At 34.3% G+C, this 19330-nt stretch carries 19 protein-coding genes; all 19 read left to right on the top strand.

What is annotated here, in order from left to right:
• The 19 genes from glpX to recA all read left to right on the top strand — a co-directional run bounded on the left by glpX (nucleotide 1) and on the right by recA (nucleotide 19324).
• Nucleotides 1-969, top strand: a complete 969-nt coding sequence (gene glpX, locus AC2UOP_RS02455) for a class II fructose-bisphosphatase (RefSeq protein ID WP_019213718.1) — start codon at nucleotides 1-3, stop codon at nucleotides 967-969.
• Entirely contained in the window at nucleotides 966-2381 is a 1416-nt protein-coding gene (gene rho, locus AC2UOP_RS02450) for a transcription termination factor Rho (protein WP_484832501.1), read from the top strand. Before glpX ends, rho begins: the two co-directional genes overlap by 4 nt.
• 110 nt (nucleotides 2382-2491) lie before the next feature.
• Nucleotides 2492-2941, top strand: a complete 450-nt coding sequence (locus tag AC2UOP_RS02445) for a hypothetical protein (protein WP_484832500.1) — start codon at nucleotides 2492-2494, stop codon at nucleotides 2939-2941.
• Between the two features lie 9 nt (nucleotides 2942-2950).
• Entirely contained in the window at nucleotides 2951-4078 is a 1128-nt protein-coding gene (gene nusA, locus AC2UOP_RS02440; protein WP_484832499.1) for a transcription termination factor NusA, read from the top strand.
• A complete protein-coding gene (rnpM, locus tag AC2UOP_RS02435) occupies nucleotides 4050-4325 on the top strand; it encodes an RNase P modulator RnpM (RefSeq protein WP_484832498.1) in 276 nt (91 codons plus the stop codon). The genes nusA and rnpM overlap by 29 nt, the downstream gene beginning before the upstream one ends.
• A gap of 4 nt (nucleotides 4326-4329) precedes the next feature.
• Nucleotides 4330-6633: a translation initiation factor IF-2 gene (gene infB / locus AC2UOP_RS02430; protein WP_484832497.1), complete on the top strand. Its 2304-nt coding sequence runs from the start codon at nucleotides 4330-4332 to the stop codon at nucleotides 6631-6633.
• Nucleotides 6634-6644: 11 nt separating this feature from the next.
• Nucleotides 6645-7034, top strand: a complete 390-nt coding sequence (gene rbfA, locus AC2UOP_RS02425) for a 30S ribosome-binding factor RbfA (RefSeq protein ID WP_070598922.1) — start codon at nucleotides 6645-6647, stop codon at nucleotides 7032-7034.
• On the top strand, nucleotides 7024-7977 hold the full coding sequence (locus tag AC2UOP_RS02420) for a DHH family phosphoesterase (RefSeq protein ID WP_484832496.1): 954 nt from the start codon (nucleotides 7024-7026) through the stop codon (nucleotides 7975-7977). The genes rbfA and AC2UOP_RS02420 overlap by 11 nt, the downstream gene beginning before the upstream one ends.
• The gene (gene truB, locus AC2UOP_RS02415) at nucleotides 7967-8848 is read left to right on the top strand and encodes a tRNA pseudouridine(55) synthase TruB (RefSeq protein ID WP_484832495.1); all 882 of its coding nucleotides are present in this window, start codon (nucleotides 7967-7969) and stop codon (nucleotides 8846-8848) included. The genes AC2UOP_RS02420 and truB overlap by 11 nt, the downstream gene beginning before the upstream one ends.
• Nucleotides 8835-9734 (top strand): bifunctional riboflavin kinase/FAD synthetase, encoded by a 900-nt coding sequence (locus tag AC2UOP_RS02410; RefSeq protein ID WP_484832494.1) that lies wholly within the window; start codon nucleotides 8835-8837, stop codon nucleotides 9732-9734. Before truB ends, AC2UOP_RS02410 begins: the two co-directional genes overlap by 14 nt.
• Nucleotides 9735-9859: 125 nt before the next feature.
• The gene (rpsO, locus tag AC2UOP_RS02405; protein WP_019213707.1) at nucleotides 9860-10126 is read left to right on the top strand and encodes a 30S ribosomal protein S15; all 267 of its coding nucleotides are present in this window, start codon (nucleotides 9860-9862) and stop codon (nucleotides 10124-10126) included.
• 48 nt (nucleotides 10127-10174) lie between these two features.
• Nucleotides 10175-12271 carry a polyribonucleotide nucleotidyltransferase gene (locus AC2UOP_RS02400; RefSeq protein WP_106017711.1) on the top strand — a complete coding sequence of 699 codons (2097 nt, stop codon included), beginning with the start codon at nucleotides 10175-10177 and terminating at the stop codon, nucleotides 12269-12271.
• Nucleotides 12272-12283: 12 nt separating this feature from the next.
• Nucleotides 12284-12721, top strand: coding sequence for a dUTP diphosphatase (gene dut, locus AC2UOP_RS02395; RefSeq protein WP_106017712.1), 438 nt, complete (start codon nucleotides 12284-12286; stop codon nucleotides 12719-12721).
• Entirely contained in the window at nucleotides 12721-13545 is an 825-nt protein-coding gene (locus AC2UOP_RS02390; RefSeq protein WP_106017713.1) for an undecaprenyl-diphosphate phosphatase, read from the top strand. Before dut ends, AC2UOP_RS02390 begins: the two co-directional genes overlap by 1 nt.
• A 24-nt stretch (nucleotides 13546-13569) precedes the next feature.
• Complete coding sequence (locus AC2UOP_RS02385; protein WP_484832493.1) at nucleotides 13570-15969, top strand: FtsK/SpoIIIE family DNA translocase; 2400 nt, start codon at nucleotides 13570-13572, stop codon at nucleotides 15967-15969.
• Nucleotides 15962-17281: a 30S ribosomal protein S12 methylthiotransferase RimO gene (gene rimO / locus AC2UOP_RS02380; RefSeq protein WP_484832492.1), complete on the top strand. Its 1320-nt coding sequence runs from the start codon at nucleotides 15962-15964 to the stop codon at nucleotides 17279-17281. The genes AC2UOP_RS02385 and rimO overlap by 8 nt, the downstream gene beginning before the upstream one ends.
• On the top strand, nucleotides 17265-17804 hold the full coding sequence (gene pgsA, locus AC2UOP_RS02375; RefSeq protein WP_484832491.1) for a CDP-diacylglycerol--glycerol-3-phosphate 3-phosphatidyltransferase: 540 nt from the start codon (nucleotides 17265-17267) through the stop codon (nucleotides 17802-17804). Before rimO ends, pgsA begins: the two co-directional genes overlap by 17 nt.
• Entirely contained in the window at nucleotides 17788-18255 is a 468-nt protein-coding gene (locus tag AC2UOP_RS02370; protein ID WP_484832490.1) for a CinA family protein, read from the top strand. Before pgsA ends, AC2UOP_RS02370 begins: the two co-directional genes overlap by 17 nt.
• Before the next feature lie 19 nt (nucleotides 18256-18274).
• The gene (recA, locus tag AC2UOP_RS02365) at nucleotides 18275-19324 is read left to right on the top strand and encodes a recombinase RecA (protein WP_484832573.1); all 1050 of its coding nucleotides are present in this window, start codon (nucleotides 18275-18277) and stop codon (nucleotides 19322-19324) included.
• Nucleotides 19325-19330 lie beyond the last annotated feature (6 nt).

The following is a 19330-nucleotide window of genomic DNA, read 5'->3' as shown; positions in this document are numbered from 1 at the left end:
ATGGATAGAAATTTAGTAATGAATTTAGCCAGAGTTACTGAAGCAGCAGCATTAAGCTCTGCTCCATGGCTTGGAAGAGGCGAAAAGAACGCTGCTGACGGAGCTGCAGTTGAAGCTATGAGAAGGATGTTCGATACTGTTGACATAGACGGAACTGTAGTTATAGGCGAGGGCGAGATTGATGAAGCGCCTATGCTATATATAGGCGAAAAGATCGGTGATCGCAAGGACGGAGCAATTAAAGTTGACATAGCTGTAGACCCACTAGATGGAACAAATTCCATTGCCAATGGTATGCCAAATGCTATATCAGTTGTAGCTGTTGCACCAGCTGGTTGCCTTTTACACGCTCCTGACATGTATATGAATAAAATTGCTGTTGGACCTAAGGCTAAGGGCGTTGTTGACATAGAAAAGTCTGTTACAGAAAATTTAAAAGCAGTTGCTAAGGCGCTTAACAAAGAAGTTTCTGAAACAACTGTAGTTATGTTAAATAGACCAAGACACGACGCTATAGTTAAAGAGCTTAGGGACAATGGCGCTAGAATTAAATTTATAAATGATGGCGACGTTATCGCTGCAATACAAACTTGTTTTGAAGATACTAACGTTGATATGCTTCTTGGTAGCGGCGGTGCACCAGAAGGAGTTTTAGCTGCAGCAGCACTTAAGTGCATGGGCGGCGAAATGCAAGGTAAACTTTTACCAAAAGATGAGAAAGAAAAAGAAAGATGCATCAAGATGGGCATAAATCCAGATAAAATACTTCATCTTGACGATCTTGTTAAAGGCGATGAAATTGCTTTCTCAGCAACAGGTGTATCACACGGCGAATTACTTGATGGAGTTAAATTTATCAAGAAAAACGTTTGCGAGACAGAAACACTAGTACTAAGAGCTGAAACAGGCACAATTAGATTTATCAAAGCAACTCATATACTAGATAAAAAGCCGGAGTACGCTAAATGATTGTAGATAATCACTTAGATGATTATAAATTAGTAGAGCTACAAAATTTTGCTAAAAGCTATGGGCTAAAAAACTTTACTAAGTTAAAAAAACTTGAGCTTATCGAATATATTCTTAAGAGCATCCGCACAAATCATGATGAGGATGCTTTTAAGTCGTGTAAGAATTTGGATGAATTTTTTAAAAAAATTAATAATGGCAGCGCATGTATTGAAAAAAATAAATCAAAAGAAGACAAAACTGATTCAAAAACAAATAAGGATAACTCTATAGATGGTATTGAAACTGTTGAAGTAACGGGCATCTTAGAGATACTTCCAGATGGTTTTGGATTTTTAAGAAGAGAAAATTATTCACAAAGCGACAATGATTATTATGTTTCGCCAACTTATATAAAAAAGTTTTTATTAAGACAAGGCGATGAAATTACTGGTAAGGTCAGAAAAAAAGACGAATCAAATGAAGAAAATTCTAAAAATGCCATAGTTTATATCAATAAGGTCAATGGCGATAGTCTTGATACTTGCTTTAAGAGAGCGGACTTTGATGATTTGGTTCCAGAGTATCCAGATGAGCTTATTAAGCTTGAAACGACTAAAGATGAACTATCGACAAGGTTTATTGATTTAATCTCACCTATAGGCAAGGGACAAAGAGGACTTATCGTTGCGCCACCAAAGGCTGGTAAGACTACTTTAATCAAAAAGATAGCCAATGCCATTAATATAAATCATCCAGAGATAAAACTTATAGTTCTTTTAATTGATGAAAGACCAGAAGAAGTTACCGATCTTAAGAGAAGCATTAATGGCGATGTGATTTACTCGACTTTTGACGAAGATCTTGAAAATCATATAAAGGTATCGCAAATGACGCTTGAGAGAGCGAAGAGACTTGTCGAGCATAAAAAGGATGTAGTTATACTTCTTGATAGCATCACAAGACTTGCCAGAGCATATAACATGATGATAACGCCAACAGGTAGATCACTGTCTGGCGGCTTGGATCCAGGCGCTTTATTTGGACCGAAGAAGTTTTTTGGAGCGGCAAGAAACTTCAAGGATAAAGGCAGTCTAAGTATACTCGCAACTGCTTTGATTGATACTGGCTCGAGGATGGATCAAGTTATTTACGAAGAGTTTAAAGGCACTGGTAACATGGAGCTCTACTTAGATAGAGACCTATCAAACATGAGACTCTTCCCAGCCATTGACATATTAAATTCGGGCACAAGGAAGGACGAATTATTATTAGATGAAAAAACTTTAAAGATTCAAAGAAAGTTTAGAGCTATGATGAATAAGAACGGAAATGAATACGCGGTTGAATATTTACGTAAATTCATGACAAATACATCATCTAATAAGGAACTTGTTAACAGTTTAGACAAAGCTTTAATTAAGAATGATTAATTTTATAAAAGACTTGTAAATAGTCTTATTATATGATATAATATATAAGGTAATATTTTGCATTGAAGAGTGGCTCGCCACTCTTTATTTTATAATGAGGGGTGAGAGGTATGAATTACAAAAGTTTAAAAGAAAAACTTAGTCCAAGTGTAGCTAAGGCGCTTGAAGATTTAAAGGCGGAGCTAGTTGATATTGCTTTTACAAGACAAAAAGGCGAGATGACGGTAACTGTATTTGTATACAAGAAGGATGGTCTTGATATAGATCTGCTTCAAGAGGCATCAGAAAAGCTAGATCCAATTTTTGAAGCAGAAAAAGAACTCAAGGACAAGTATTATTTAGAAATATCATCTCCGGGTATAGATAGACCTATAGAGACGGATGATGATTTTAGAAGAAACATGGACATAAAACTCGATGCAAAACTAAAAAATAACGAAAAGCACATAGGCATACTTAAAAATTACGATGAAGAGTCATTCACACTTGATTGTGATGGAAAAATTATTGAAATCAAAAGAGTCGATGTAAGAAAACTTACGCAGGCTATAGAATTTTAGGAGGGTATGATGAACAAAGAGTTTATAGAAGCTTTAGATGAATTAGAAAAAAGCAAGGGTATATCTAAAGATGTTATTTTTGATGCTTTGGAGACTGCATTAGTATCAAGCTTTAGAAAAAATTTCCAAACTGAGCAAAATGTTGTAGTTGACATCAACAGAGAGACAGGAGATATAAAACTTTATTCGCAAAAAACTGTTGTTGACGAAGTAGAAGACGATGTCAATGAAATATCATTAAAAGATGCTAAGAAAATTAGCTCCAAATATAAAGTTGGTGATACAGTTAATTTTGAAGAAGCTCCAAAGGAGTATGGCAGAATAGCTGCTCAAACAGCTAAACAAGTTGTAATACAAAAGATAAAGGACGCTGAAAGAGAAAAAATTCACGATGAATTTATAGTAAGACAAGGCGAAATTATTACAGGACAAATACAAAGAATATCAAATAAGAACATCTTCATAGACATGGGTAAGGTAGAGGGCATAATTCCACCAAGCGAACAAATCCCAAATGAAGTCTATAAGATGGGAGACAGATTAAAGCTAGTTATATCAGAGATTAGAAAGACTAGTAAAGGACCACAAATAGTTCTTTCAAGAGCTAAGGCTATACTAGTTAGAAGACTTTTTGAACTAGAAGTTCCTGAAATAACTGAAGGACTTATCGATATCTACTCAATCGCTAGAGAAGCAGGATCTAGATCAAAGATTGCTGTTTACGCAAAAGATGATAGCATAGATCCACTAGGCGCTTGCGTTGGACAAAAGGGTCAAAGAGTTAACTCCATAGTTGAAGAGCTAAATGGAGAAAAGATAGACATAATTATTTACAATGAAAATCCAGAGATATTCATAAAAAATGCTCTATCACCAGCAGATGTAGTTAGCTGCGAAATTAACGAAGAAGAAAAATCAGCCATCGCCATAGTACCTAACTCACAAATCAGTTTAGCTATAGGTAAGCAAGGACAAAACGTAAGACTCGCTGCTAGACTTACTACTTGGAAGATAGATATTCACCCAGAAGATCCTAGCACATTTACAGGACCAACAAGTGAGCCGTACTACGATGCTGACAATCAAGAGATATTAAATGATTCATTAATTGATTTATTTAGAAATGGCGAAGAATAAAACATTTGAGAGAAAATGCGTCGCATGCAGGTCATTTCACAATAAATATGAAATGCTTAGACTAGCTAAGACTGAGGAGGGCGTATTTATTGACAAAGATCAAAAAATACAAGGCCGCGGAAGCTATGTGTGCAATAACGAAGAATGCATTAATCATGCAATTGAAAAGAATTTATTTAAAAAATCTTTAAAATGTAATATAGATAATGAAACCTTAGAGGAGCTAAGAAATGTAAAGAAGGAGTGATTATATGAAGACAAGAGTTTACGAATTAGCGAAAGAATTGAATATGGAAACAAAAGAACTACTAGATAAACTCCAAGAACTAAATCTACCGCCAATGACTCACTTAAGTGGTGTAGATGAAGAAACAGCTAATATGATAAGAGATCTTTTTATAGAAGAAGATAAAATAGCTGTCAAAGAAAAACCAAAGAAAAAGATACACAAAATTAAAGAAGAAAGTGAAATAATAGATAAAAAAGCAAGTGATAAAAAAGCTAATAAAGCAAAGAAGGGCGCGAAAACTGAAGAAAAGCCTGAATTAAAGAAGGCGGAAGCAAAAAAGGAAGAGGTTAAGAAGCCTGAAGCAAAAAGACATGAAATAAAGAAAGAAACAAAGCAAGAAGCAAAAAAGGAAAGCGCTGAGAATAAGAATAAAAATAAGGATAATAAAAACAATAATAGACAAGCAAACGCTGGAAACAAGAAAAACGCAAACAAGAACACAAGTAAGCAAAACAAGAAAAATGACAATAAAGCTCAAGAAGTAAAAGAAGAAAAAGTAGAAGCTAAAAAAGCTAAAGATGAAGTGGTTTATATCACTGATCCTATCGTTGTTAAGGACCTTGCTGAAAAGCTTGGTGTTGGTGTAAATCAATTAATTACTAAGCTTATAATGCTTGGACTTATGCTTAATCAAAACCAAAGTATTGACTTCGATACAGCATCACTTATGGCTGATGAATTTGGCGTAAAAGTTGAATTAGAAGTACCTCAATCAGAAGAAGAAGCACTAGAACTTGATTTTGAAGACAGTGAAGACACTTTAGTTACTAGACCACCAGTAGTTACAGTTATGGGACACGTTGACCATGGTAAAACATCACTTCTTGATGCGATTAGACAAACTAAGGTACAAGCTGGAGAAGCAGGTGGTATTACTCAAAGAATTGGTGCCTACAGCATCAATGTTAAAGGCAAAAAAATAGTTTTCCTAGACACACCTGGCCACGAAGCTTTTACGCAAATGAGAGCTAGAGGAGCGCAAATCACTGATATATCAGTAATAGTTGTCGCAGCAGATGACGGTATCATGCCACAAACAAAAGAAGCCATATCACATAGTAAGGCAGCTGGCGTACCTATCATAGTAGCGATAAACAAGATAGATAGACCAGAAGCAAATATTGAAAAAATATATCAAGAGCTAGCAGATAACGATTTACTTCCAGAAAAATGGGGTGGATCAACTATTACAGTAGAAGTATCTGCAAAGAAGAGAATCAATATAGATGAACTACTTGAAATGATCACACTAGTTGCCGAGATGGAAGACATCAAGGCAAATCCTAACAGAAGAGCAATGGGTACAGTAATTGAAGCTCAACTTGATAAAGGACAAGGACCTACAGCGACTGTTCTAGTACAAAAGGGAACTCTTAAGAAGGGCGACTACGTTGTATCAGGAACATCTTGCGGTAAAATTAGACTTATGGTTGATGATAACGGTAAGGGCATCATGAAGGCGACACCAAGTACACCAGTTAAGATCATGGGCTTAAGCGAAGTTCCTGAAGCAGGCGAATTTTTCTACGCAGTTGAATCCGAAAAGAAGGCTAGAGCCATAGCTGAGATGAGAAAAGAAAAGCAAAGAGAAGAAATGATTACAGCTACTCAAAAAGTTTCTTTGGACAATCTATTTGACAGAATCAAAGAAGGCGAGCTAAAAGATTTAAATGTAATCATTAAGGCAGACAACAAGGGTTCAATCGAAGCCATCGCTTCATCACTTACTAAACTTTCAAACGAAGAAGTTAAGGTAAGCGTTATACACAGCGGTGTAGGCGGAATCAGTGAGTCTGACGTAATGCTTGCTAGCGCATCAAACGCCATCATCATAGGCTTTAACGTAAGACCAAACAATGGTGCGATGGACTTAGCAAACGCTGAAAGCATTGAAGTTAAGACATATAGAGTTATTTATGACATCATAGATGATATCAAAAACGCTGTTAAGGGTATGCTTAAGCCAAAGACTAAGGAAACTGTTTTAGGTAGAGCAACTGTACGTGCTACATTTAGATTACCTAATGGACAAAGCATTGCTGGTATCTATGTTGACAACGGTAAAATTACAAGAAATTCAAGCATAAGACTTCTTAGAGACGATGTGGTTATTCATGACGGAGGCATTTCTTCATTAAAGAGATTTAAAGATGACGCTAAAGAAGTAGCTACTGGATATGAAGCTGGTCTAGGTCTTGAAAATTACAACGATATCAAGGAAGGCGACGAAATGGAAGCCTACATCATAGAAGAAGTTAAAGCTTAATAGGTGATATTATGGACAAGAGAAGATTATATAGAGTACAATCTGAAATACAAAGAATTATCTCTGAGTTACTAATCGAAGGACTTAAGGACCCTAGAATTGATCAAATGACTAGCGTATCTAAGGTTGAGCTATCTAACGATACTTCTGTGGCTACTATATATTTCTCGATTTATGGCAGCCAAAAAACTAAAGAAGATACCTTAAGCGCCTTAGAAAATGCTAAGGGCTATATCAGATCACGTCTTGCAAAAGTTTTAGAGATCAGACAAGTTCCTGAACTTAGATTTAAAATTGATGAAAGCGTTGAATATAGTATAGAAATTCAAAAGATACTAAATAAATTAAACTTAGAGAGCGAAGAAAAATCAAACGAAGAGCAAAAAGAAGATGAAGAGTAATAACAGTATAAAAGATATTGGTCTAGCGATTGAAAATGCATCTAGCGTAAACATTATTTCTCACAAATCTCCGGACGGGGACAACATGGGGTCAACGCTTGGCCTTTATCTCTCACTTAAAGAAAAATATAAAAATAAAACTATAAATATAATTAAGCCAGATGATATTCCTAGTAAATACAAGTTTATCGAAGAAACAAAGTTTTATGACGATGACATGAGCGAGTGCGATGTGCTTTTAGTAATTGATTGCGCTGACGAGAGAAGACTTCTTAATGAAGATAATTTAAAATTTGCGAAAAAAATTATCAACATAGATCATCACAAGAGCAATAAGTATTTTGGCGATATAAATTATGTTCTAGAAGAGTATTCATCAAGCGCTGAGATAGTTTATGATATCATAAAAGAACTTGATCTTCCTATGAATAAAGAAATTGCCACTATGCTCTACATCGGCATAGATACTGACACAGGAAGGTTTATGTACTCGTCGACAACAGATGAGACTATGCAAAAAGTTTCTAAACTTATGAGCTATGGCATTGATATAAATGAGATAAATATAAAGCTTTATAGAAGCATGAGTAAAAATATTTTTGATTTATATAAACTTGCTATTAATAAAATAAATTTCTATAAAGATTTTGCTTATTTAGTTTTGGAGAATGATGATTTTTTTAAGACTAATACAAGCAGGGACGATACTGACGATATACTTGCATTTTTACAAGGACTTGAAGATTATGACATGATTGCCATAATCAAAGAAGTTAAAGATATTTACAAAGTTTCTTTAAGAAGCAAGTACAAATACGATGTAGGTAGCATTGGAGAAGACTTTGATGGCGGCGGACATAAATACGCTGCTGGATTAACTTATAAAGGCAGTTTAGATGAGCTAGTTAAGAGATTGAAGGGATATGTTGACAATGCAAACTAGCGGAGTAGTCAATGTTTTTAAGGAAAAAGGCAAGTCTAGTAGATATTATACAAATAAGGTAAAGCATCTGAGCAAGATGAAGACAGGACATATAGGCACCTTAGATCCTATGGCTTTTGGCGTGCTTCCCATAGCAGTCGGTGAAGCAACTAAGTTTATAGATTTTCTGGATTTTGATAAAAAAGCTTATATTTATAGAATAATTTTTGGCAAAACAACAGAGACTCTAGATGCTGAAGGAGAATTTACCGATGAAGAAGCATGGGACTTTGAAAAAAATGATTTATTAAGAGTCTTGGATGAGATGGAAGGCGCTTACGAGCAAGTTCCGCCAAAATATTCCGCGAAAAAGATTAATGGAGTGCCTATGTATAAATTAGCCAGAGAAAATATAGATATAGACACAGCTTCAAGAGCAAAAACTGTTCAAATTTATAAAAACAGACTTTTGAAATTTAACAAAGAAAAATCTTATGCCATAGTCATGAGTGATGTCTCAACAGGAACTTATATCAGGACGCTAGCCTTTGATATAGCGCAAAAATTAGGAACTATATCATATATAGATTATCTTATGAGGTATTATAGCGGTCCATTAAAGATTGATGAGGCTATCTGCATAGATGATATGGAAGAGGATGACCTTATTCCAGTCGATACGCTCATAGATTTGCCTGTACTAAAACTTCAGGAAAAAAGGTTTAAAGCCGTTCAAAATGGTATGAATTCTTATGTGAATGACGCGTACAATGAAGAATATTACAAGGTTTACTGCGCTGATAAATTTTGCGGCGTGGGATATGTAAAAAAAGATGAGAGTGGCAGAAAGAATATTTATATGAAAAAGGTTTATAAATATGAGGATAATTAACTTAAAAGATGAGTTTACAAGTGAAAAATGCTATATAGCTCTTGGTTACTTTGATGGAATGCACTTAGGACACTTAAAAATAATTAAGACTTGCATAAGTGATACCAAAAGAGATAAAGTTTTATCATCTGTTTTATTACTCGATTTAAAAAATGCAAAGAGCATAACGACTATAGATGATAAGATCAAGATACTTGAAGAGCTTGGTATAGATACAGTCTATGTGATTGATTTTACAGATGAACTGAAAAGAACAGAGCCAAAAGCCTTTGTTAAAGATATATTATTAGATAAGTTAAAAGCGATAAAAACTTATTCAGGCGAGGACTATACTTTTGGACTTGACAAATTAGGAGACACAGCCCTTCTTAAAGAGATGATGAAAGAGAGTGGCGGCGAAGCCGTAGTACTAAATTTTGAACTAGACGAAAAAATGCAAAAAATTTCATCTAGCAATATTAAAAAATTGATACTATCGGGCGAAGTGATGAGTGCAAACAAAGAATTATCAAGGTACTATTCGATAAAGTCAAAGGTTATCCATGGCAAGAAATACGGCTCAACAGTTGGCATACCAACAGCAAATCTAAATATAAACACAGGCTACATCATTCCATATCAAGGCGTATACGTAACAAAGATTAAGATTAAAGACCAAATATATAAATCAGTTACTAGCGTTGGCAAAAACTTAAGTTTTAATGAAGATTTTGTAAGCGTTGAGACAAACATTTTCGATTTTGAAGATGACATATACGATGATACTGTAAGATTATACTTTATTTATAGGATCAGAGATATGTTAAATTTTGAAGATAAAGATGATTTGATTAAGCAAATCAAGAGCGATATAGATTTTGCAAAAAATTTTGAAGATTATTTATAATTATGAGTATAAAATGCTTTACAAATGCTAAAGTTCATGATATACTAATATAGGTACCTTATGCTATGTATATCGTTCCCGTCGATACACTTGGCTGAGGCAAATATTATTAAGGGGGAAACAAAATGTTATCAAAAGAAGAAAAATCAAAAATCATTGATGATTTTAAAATGCACGAAGGGGACACTGGTTCTACAGAAGTACAAATAGCTATATTTACTAAGAGAATCAATGACCTTACAGAACACTTAAAGACACACAAGAAAGACCATCACTCAAGAAGAGGTTTATTTAAAATGATCGGTCAAAGAAAGGGTCTTTTAAAATATTTGTATAACACAGATATTGAAAAATATCGTGAATTGATAGACAGATTAAATATCAGAGGATAAAGAGGGCGGGGATATCCCGCTCTTTTATTAGATTAAAGGAGATGTGAGATGCAAGAAAATTTTAAAACTACCTTAGCAGGTAGACCTTTAGAAATTGAAACAGGAAAGATGTGCGAGCAAGCTGGTGGCTCTTGCTTAGTTAAGTATGGAGATACTTATGTTTTAGTTAATGCGACAAGCACAAAAGCACCAAGAGAAGGGGTAGACTTCTTCCCATTAAGTGTTGATTACGAAGAAAAATTTTATTCTGTTGGCAAGATACCAGGAGGATATATAAAAAGAGAGGGAAGACCTTCAGAGAAAGCAGTTTTAACTTCAAGGCTGATTGATAGACCAATTAGACCTTTATTTCCTGAGGGCTTTTTTAATGACGTACAAGTCATAGCAACAGTACTTTCAGTTGATCCGGACAATAGTCCAGAAATTGCTGCTATGATCGGTTCATCAGTAGCTTTATGTATTTCTGATATACCATTTAACGGACCAACAGCAGCTGTTTACGTTGGACTTATAGATGGCGAATACGTTATCAACCCAAAACAAGAAGAGATGGAAAAGTCTGATATAAACCTATGTATTTCAGGCACAAAGGACGCTATCATGATGGTAGAATCAGGATCAAATGAAGTTTCTGAAGATCAAATGATAAAGGCTATACTAAAGGGACACGAAGCTATCAAAGAAATTTGTGAATTTGAAGAAGAAATTATCAAAAAGATAGGTAAAGAAAAATATTCATTTGAAAAATTTGAAGCAAAAGAAGAAATTTTTAATGAAATCGATAAAGAGTTTAGAGAAGACATTAAAGACTCTATATTTGAAGCTGATAAAATCCAAAGAATTGAAAACAGCGAATCACTTAAGGATACTATACTAAATAAATATCTTGAAAAATATCCAGAAGATCAAAAGAGCATACTTAAAACTATTGATGATATCACTAGCGAAGAGTTCAGAAAAGGCATACTTGAAAGAAATTTAAGACCTGACGGAAGAAATACTGAACAAATCAGACCACTTTCTGCAGAAGTTGGCTTATTACCTAGAGCTCATGGATCAGGATTATTCAAAAGAGGTCAAACTCAAGTTTTAACTATAGCTACACTTGGCTCATTTGGCGACAGTCAATCACAAGACGGCTTGGTTGAAGAGGGCGAAAAACACTATATGCATCAATACAATTTCCCTCCATATTCAGTTGGAGACGTTAGACCGCTTAGAAGCCCAGGCAGAAGAGAGATAGGCCATGGAGCCCTTGCTGAAAGAGCTTTAGTTCCAGTTATACCAACACTTGAAGAGTTCCCATACACTATAAGACTTGTATCAGAAGTACTAAGCTCAAACGGTTCTTCATCACAAGCAAGTATATGCGGTTCAACACTTGCTCTTATGGATGCTGGTGTACCAATCAAAAAACCGGTAGCAGGTATTGCTATGGGACTTATTAAATCAGATGCAAATACTAAAATATTAACAGACATTCAAGGACTTGAAGATCACCTTGGTGATATGGACTTTAAAGTAGCTGGCACTAAAGATGGTATCACAGCTATGCAAATGGATATCAAGGTTCAAGGTATAGACGAAGAGATCATGAAAGTGGCTCTAGAACAAGCTAAGAAAGCTAGATTTGAAATACTTGGTGTAATCACATCAGCTATTAGTGAACCAAGAAAAGAATTATCTGAATATGCACCAAAGATTGCAACAATCAAGATAGATCCAGATAAGATTAGAGACGTTATAGGCTCAGGCGGAAAGGTAATTAACAAGATTATCGAAGAAACTGGCGCTAAGATTGATATAACTGATGATGGTGACGTATACATCTCAGCAGATACTACTGAAGGACTTAACGGTGCTAAGAAGATGATAGAAGACATCGTTAAAGAAGTTGAAGTAGGCGAAGTTTACTTTGGTAAAGTTAATAGAATAACTAATTTCGGAGCTTTTGTTGAAGTGTTAAATGGCAAAGAAGGTTTATTACACATTTCACAAATTTCTAAGGAAAGAGTAAATAAAGTTGAAGATGTATTAAAGCTTGGCGATGAAATTATGGTTAAGGTTACATCTATTGATGAACAAGGCAGAATCAATCTTTCAAGAAAGGCCTTGGTAGAAAATTCTGACGGGGAATCAAAATAATAGGATAAAATTATGGCAACTATTAAGATAATAAATAAGAGTAAAAATGAAATACCAAAATACCAAACAGAAAATTCAGCTGGCGTTGACATAAGAGCTTCACTTGATGAAGACCTTGTATTAAAAGCTGGTGAGTTTAAACTAGTAAGTACAGGTATCTACTTAGAGATACCTTCTTCTTACGAGGTTCAAATCAGAGCAAGATCAGGACTTAGCATTAAGCACGGCATTGGCCTTGTCAATGGTATCGGAACTATCGATAGTGACTATAGAGGCGAAATAAAGGTTCCTCTAATAAATTTTTCGAAAGAAGATTTTACTATTGAAAATGGTATGAGAATCGCTCAAATGGTTTTATCAAAATACGAAAAAATAAATTTTGAAGAAGTAGATGAGCTTTCAGACTCTGAAAGACAAGATGGCGGCTTTGGTTCAACAGGAGTAAAATAATGACATTAATTAAAGCAATAATACTCGCTATAATTCAAGGCATAACAGAGTTTTTGCCAATAAGCTCATCAGGTCACTTGGCCATAGTTCAAATTTTATTTAATATAAAAGAAGGTAATGTATTTTTCTCACAAGTTTTGCATTTTGGAACCTTACTTTCAATTTTGCTTGTTTATCATAAACAAGTTATAAACATGATAGTAGAGTTTTTTAAAATGCTTGCTTCATTAATCAAAAGAGAAAAAATAGAGCTAAACCATTATCAAAAACTAGCTCTATACATCATACTAGCGACTATACCTACAGTTTTCATCGCTTTATATATAGAAAAGTATCTAGATCAATTATATATGTCATTATCACTTATAGGTGTATTTTTCATCATAACAGCAATATTGATATATTATATTGATATTAATTTGTATAGTAAAACAAGGAGAATCACTAAGGCTGGAGTACCAAGAGTGCTTGCAATTGGAGCAGTACAAGGCATTGCTGCACTGCCAGGCATATCAAGATCAGGCTCAACTATATTTATTTCACATGCATTAGGAATAAATAAGAAGGATGCAGTCGATTTTTCATTTTTACTAGCAATACCTGCTATGTTTGGCGGCTTTATACTTGGATTAAAAGATATATATAAAGAGGGAGCGACTGTAAGTTTTGATTTAAACGCGATAGTCGGACTTATAGTAAGCTTTATAACAGGAGTACTAGCGATTAGGTTAATAAAAGTACTTGCTAATAATAAGAAATTCCATGTATTTTCTTATTACTTAGTAGTATTAGGAATTGTTTGTATTGTAGCAAACTACTTATAAAAGAGATGTAAGCGAAGGGATTGTATGAAAACTACAAAAAAAAGAACAAATATAAAAAATAAGAGCAAAATAAATAAAAAGGTAGATAAGAACGAATCTTTATTGATATCAGGCCTAATAATACTTTTTGCGTCCGTATTTTTGCTAATTTTTGCAAATAGTGATGCAACTGGTGTTTTTGGTAGATGGATAAAGAGTGGTCTTGTCTACCTTTTTTCACTTGGATACAATATATTTTTATTTTATCTATTGGTAATAGCTTTGGTTTTATTGATACCAAAGTCTAGACCATTTGCAAAAAAATTAATAATATCATTAAGCATTATATTTTTAAGTCTTTTAATTATTTTTGATTCATCTACATCACTTATGAGTTCATTCTCAGCACACGTTTCTCAAGCGACTGAAGCAGCGGGAGAACTTGCTTCTGGCGGACTAATAGGCGGTGTATTTGGTTTTCTTTTTTATAGATTATTTGGTGGCGTTGGTACTGTTATCATTTTAGTTATTATTAATATAATTAACATTTATACGCTAACAAGCATTAAAAGAGCTGATATTATCCAAAAAACTGATGACACTATGAATAAAATTCAAGATGGAATTGAAAATAGTGTTGAAAAAATTAAAATTAAGAGACAAGAGATGAGAAATAAAAAGATATTTTCTTCGGATGATATTTTTAATGATGAAGATGATATCAAGACTATATCTGATACGAATACCGTTACAAACACAAATGATATCAATCTTGAAGGCTTTGACAATGATTTTATCGATATAAAGATAAACGATTCATCAAATACTAAAAATACAGAAGCAGTAGATAAAAAAGAAGACGATCTTAAGGCTAAAGAAAATCTAAAAACTGATAAAAAGCCTAAGACTATTAAAAAAGAGATAGAAAAAACTCAAAAAACTGAAGATACAGAAGATAATAACGAAGAAATTGATATTGAAAAAGAAATTCATAAGGAAGATATAGTTCATTATGAGTTTCCGTCACTTGATCTATTAAAAGAGGTTGAAGTTACTAACACAAATTCAAAAGGTAAAGAGATTAAGGACAATATCAAGATTATTCAAGATACGCTTAACAATTTTGGCGTTGATGCTAAAGTTATTGGGGTTAACAGCGGCCCAACTATTACCTCTTATGAGATAAGTTTAGCTGCTGGCGTTAAAGTTAGCAAGATACTAAGTCTATCAGATAACTTAGCTCTAGCACTTGCAACGACTGATATAAGGATACTTGCGCCTATACCAGGCAAGAGTGCGGTCGGCATAGAAGTGCCTAATAAGAATAAGGATACGCTTTTATTAAAAGAAATTCTGGATAGCGACGAATTTAGAAATTTAAAATCAAAATTGCCGCTTGCTTTAGGAAAAGATGTTACAGGTAATACCATCATCAGCTCCATTGCCAATATGCCACACTTACTTATCGCTGGTGCAACAGGTTCAGGTAAAAGTGTTTGTATCAACACCATAATCATGAGTATACTTTATAAGGCAAGACCTGATGAAGTAAAATTAATTATGATTGACCCAAAAGTTGTTGAATTAAATGTTTATAATAATATTCCTCATCTTTTGATACCAGTTGTTACAAACGCTAAAAAAGCGCAATTCTCGCTAAACTGGGCAGTTCAAGAGATGGAGAAGAGATACCAATTATTCGCTAAAAACAATGTCAAGGACATGCAAAGCTATAATGAACTTGATACTATCACAGAAAAAATGCCACAGATAGTCATCATTATAGACGAGCTTGCTGATCTAATGATGGTTGCTGCAACAGAGGTCGAAGACGCTATCTGTAGACTTGCTCAAATGGCGAGAGCAGCTGGCATGCATTTAATTGTAGCGACTCAAAGACCATCGGTCGATGTTATTACAGGAACTATAAAAGCGAACATTCCTTCGAGAATTTCCTTCCAAGTTTCTTCGCAAATTGACTCAAGAACTATACTTGACATGAGCGGTGCTGAAAAATTATTAGGCAAGGGCGATATGCTTTACTATCCATCGAACCTTTCAAAGCCAATTAGAGTTCAAGGCGCCTTTGTCAGCGATAAAGAGGTTAAGAGAGTTTGCGATTTCATAAGAAATCAAGGCGAAGCAAATTATAATCAAGATGCTGTTGAATCCATAAGCACGAATAATACTAGCCAAACAATGCAAGATGATAAGGACGATTTGTACGATGAGGCGGTTAAGCTGGTTGTAGCGGATGGACAAGCATCTATATCATATTTACAAAGAAAACTTAAGATAGGCTACTCACGTGCTGCTAGAATCGTTGACCAAATGGAAGAGATGGGCGTTGTCAGCGGCTACGATGGATCTAAGCCAAGAAAAGTTTTAATTGAAGAAGAAGATTTAGAAAATTTATACGGTGAAAGCGGTGAAGGACTTGAATAAAGTATTTATACTTACTATGGGCTGCTCAAAAAATGATGTAGACTCAGAAACAATGGCATATAAACTTAAGAATAACGATTATACCATAATAAATAATCCATCTGATGCTGATTATATAATCATAAACACTTGTTCATTTATAAATGCAGCGAAAGAAGAGTCCATAGACGCTATATTTGATATGATTAATCAAAAGAAGGATGGAGCTAAGATTATTGTTAGCGGATGCCTTGCTCAAAGATACTCAAAAGAGCTAAAAGAAGAGATTCCTGAGATAGATATCATAGTTGGTACAGGTAATTTTCAAAATATTTCCGAAATAATTAAAGAATATGAAGAAAATAATAAAGATGATGTTTATATCGATAACATAAACGCGGATATTGAATATATAGAAAAAGATGTTGCGGACATCACTGAATACGTTAAAATTGCTGAGGGCTGTAACAATAACTGCTCTTACTGCATAATACCAAAGCTTAGAGGTAGACTTAGATCAAGGTCCATTGACGATATAGTTAATGAGATTAATCATCTACATAAGCTTGGCACAAAAGAAGTTATTCTTATCGCGCAAAACACAACAGACTACGGCATGGACATATATTCTAGGCCATCACTTGATATGCTTTTAAAAGCAATACTAGAGAGGACTAAAATGCCTTGGATAAGGATTATGTATCTATATCCAGATAATATCACAGATGATTTAATCGAAACATTTAATTCATCAGATAGAATACTTAATTACATGGATATACCGCTTCAACACGCTTCAGATCACGTTCTTAAGATGATGAATAGACATATTGATAAAGATGAAATTCATGAATTAATCACAAAATTAAGAACTAAGATAGCTGATCTAGTTTTAAGAACTACATTTATAGTCGGCTTCCCAGGTGAGCGAGAAGAAGATTTTGAAGAGTTACTTAATTTTATTAAAAAAGAAAAATTTGATAAGCTTGGCGTTTTCGAATATAGCGATGAAGAGGGTACAAGGAGCTACTCTTTCAATGAAAAACTTGATGAAAAGACAAAAGCTGAAAGAAGAGAAAAAATTATGGACGCGCAAATGGATATCTCAAGAGCGAGCCTTGAAAAAAGAGTTGGAACTGTGATGAAATGTTTAGTTGAAGATGGTGAAGCTGGCGAATACACTCTAAGAAGCTTTATGGATGCACCTGATGTAGATGGACAAGTTTACGTAACGAGCGATAAAGACCTAGAGATAGGAAGCTTTGTAGATGTAAAGATTATTGAAGCGCTTGAATATGATTTAAGAGGTGAAATTTATGAACCTAGCAAATAAAATAACAATGTTTAGAATATTTTTGCTGCCAATTTTTGTAATAAGCTGTTACTATGATCAAAGCGGCATATCAAGCCTAATTATATTTTTACTTGGCTCATTTAGCGATTTTCTAGATGGATATGTCGCTAGAAAATACAATATGATCACAGATTTTGGTAAGTTTATAGACCCTATTGCTGACAAGATACTTGTTTTAAGCGCCTTCATCATGTTTATAGACAGGGGCTTCGTTGAGCCATGGGTAGTCATAGTAGTTTTATTTAGAGAATTACTTATATCAGGCTTTAGAATGCTTGCAGCGAAGAAAAATATATCCATAGCAGCTGACATTTTTGGTAAGCTTAAGACGACAACACAGTTTTTCTCGGTAATATTTTTCTTCTTAACAATTATATTGATAAATAGAAATATGTATATAATAGGAAAAGTATTATTATACGTCTCAGTAGCGCTAACAATATTATCGATGATAAATTATCTATATAAAAATAGGGAAGTATTCAATGGAACAATGCAATAAAATTATTGAAATTTTAAAAAATAATAATTTAAGCATATCAGGAGCAGAGTCAATAACAGGTGGACTAATATCAAGCGAACTTGTTAAAGTCTCTGGCGCATCTGATGTTTTTCGTGGCACACTTGTTTCTTATCAATCATCGGTTAAGATAAATACACTAAAGGTTAATAGCGAATTGATTGATAAATACACACCAGTATCTATTGCGGTACTATCTTCTATGCTTGATGGAGCGAAGAATTTATTTGATACTGACATCGTTTACGCCATAACAGGAAGCGCTGGGCCAACGTCATATGATGGGATTCCGGTTGGACTTGTTTATTATGGTATAAGCTATAAAAATCATCAATATTTACATAAAAAGGTTTATACAGGCCCAAGATGTGATATAATAAAAGAAGCAAAGAACGATTTAATCGATTTAATTTTAGAAATAATAATTAAATAATAGAGGTGAAGAAATGGACATGAACGAAAGAGAAAAAGCTCTTGATGAAGCTTTGAAAAAGATTGAGAAAGATTTTGGTAAAGGTTCAATAATGAGACTTGGCGATCACGCTAAGCTAAATATTGAAAGCATTCCAACTGGATGCTTATCACTTGACATGGCTTTAGGTATAGGCGGTATACCTAAGGGAAGAATCATTGAAATCTACGGACCAGAATCAAGTGGTAAGACTACATTAACACTACACATTATTGCTGAATGTCAAAAAAGAGGCGGCACAGCTGCTTTTATAGATGCAGAACACGCTTTGGACCCACAATATGCAAGAAACTTGGGAGTTGATATCGATAAACTTATAGTATCTCAACCGGATAATGGCGAGCAAGGTCTTGACATAGCAGAAGCACTTGTTAGGAGCGGCGCCGTTGATTTAGTTATTGTTGACTCGGTTGCAGCACTTGTACCTAAGACTGAGATTGAAGGAGCTATGGGTGATGCAACAATCGGTTTACAAGCAAGACTTATGTCACAAGCGATGAGAAAATTATCAGGTGTTATATCAAAAACAAATTCAACAGTAGTATTCATTAACCAATTAAGAGAAAAAATTGGTATCATGTTTGGTAGCCCTGAGACAACTACTGGTGGTAAGGCATTGAAATTCTATTCATCAGTTAGACTTGACATAAGAAAATTTGATGTAATCAAGCAAAAAGAAGAGACAGCTGTTGGCAAAAAAGAAGATGTCATCGTAGGTAACAGAGTTCGTGTGAAAGTTGTTAAGAATAAAGTTGCTCCTCCATTTAAGGTAGTTGAATTTGATATTATGTATGGAACAGGCATCTCTAAGGAAGGCGACATCCTAGACGTTGCAGTTGATAGAGGTATAGTTGAAAAAGCTGGCGCATGGTTCTCATACAATGGGGAAAAACTTGGACAAGGAAGAGAAAATGTTAAACAATTATTCAAAGAAAAACCTGAACTTATGGAAGAGATAGAATTAAAGGTTAGAGAAGCAAGTAAAAAAGAAGACGAAGCTTTAGAAGCAGAAGAAAATACAGAAGAATAAAGTTGA

The sequence above is a fragment of the Fenollaria sp. genome, from assembly GCF_057222035.1.
This window is presented reverse-complemented; position numbering and strand designations above follow the sequence as displayed.

Excerpts from the sequence above, each read along its gene's own strand:
- recA (WP_484832573.1), top strand. The coding sequence starts at position 18,275 with ATGAACGAAAGAGAAAAAGCTCTTGATGAAGCTTTGAAAAAGATTGAG.
- infB (WP_484832497.1), top strand. The coding sequence starts at position 4,330 with ATGAAGACAAGAGTTTACGAATTAGCGAAAGAATTGAATATGGAAACA.
- nusA (WP_484832499.1), top strand. The coding sequence starts at position 2,951 with ATGAACAAAGAGTTTATAGAAGCTTTAGATGAATTAGAAAAAAGCAAG.
- AC2UOP_RS02385 (WP_484832493.1), top strand. The coding sequence starts at position 13,570 with ATGAAAACTACAAAAAAAAGAACAAATATAAAAAATAAGAGCAAAATA.
- rho (WP_484832501.1), top strand. The coding sequence starts at position 966 with ATGATTGTAGATAATCACTTAGATGATTATAAATTAGTAGAGCTACAA.
- AC2UOP_RS02420 (WP_484832496.1), top strand. The coding sequence starts at position 7,024 with ATGAAGAGTAATAACAGTATAAAAGATATTGGTCTAGCGATTGAAAAT.
- rbfA (WP_070598922.1), top strand. The coding sequence starts at position 6,645 with ATGGACAAGAGAAGATTATATAGAGTACAATCTGAAATACAAAGAATT.
- AC2UOP_RS02390 (WP_106017713.1), top strand. The coding sequence starts at position 12,721 with ATGACATTAATTAAAGCAATAATACTCGCTATAATTCAAGGCATAACA.
- rpsO (WP_019213707.1), top strand. The coding sequence starts at position 9,860 with ATGTTATCAAAAGAAGAAAAATCAAAAATCATTGATGATTTTAAAATG.
- pgsA (WP_484832491.1), top strand. The coding sequence starts at position 17,265 with ATGAACCTAGCAAATAAAATAACAATGTTTAGAATATTTTTGCTGCCA.
- AC2UOP_RS02410 (WP_484832494.1), top strand. The coding sequence starts at position 8,835 with ATGAGGATAATTAACTTAAAAGATGAGTTTACAAGTGAAAAATGCTAT.
- dut (WP_106017712.1), top strand. The coding sequence starts at position 12,284 with ATGGCAACTATTAAGATAATAAATAAGAGTAAAAATGAAATACCAAAA.
- truB (WP_484832495.1), top strand. The coding sequence starts at position 7,967 with ATGCAAACTAGCGGAGTAGTCAATGTTTTTAAGGAAAAAGGCAAGTCT.
- glpX (WP_019213718.1), top strand. The coding sequence starts at position 1 with ATGGATAGAAATTTAGTAATGAATTTAGCCAGAGTTACTGAAGCAGCA.
- AC2UOP_RS02445 (WP_484832500.1), top strand. The coding sequence starts at position 2,492 with ATGAATTACAAAAGTTTAAAAGAAAAACTTAGTCCAAGTGTAGCTAAG.
- AC2UOP_RS02370 (WP_484832490.1), top strand. The coding sequence starts at position 17,788 with ATGGAACAATGCAATAAAATTATTGAAATTTTAAAAAATAATAATTTA.
- AC2UOP_RS02400 (WP_106017711.1), top strand. The coding sequence starts at position 10,175 with ATGCAAGAAAATTTTAAAACTACCTTAGCAGGTAGACCTTTAGAAATT.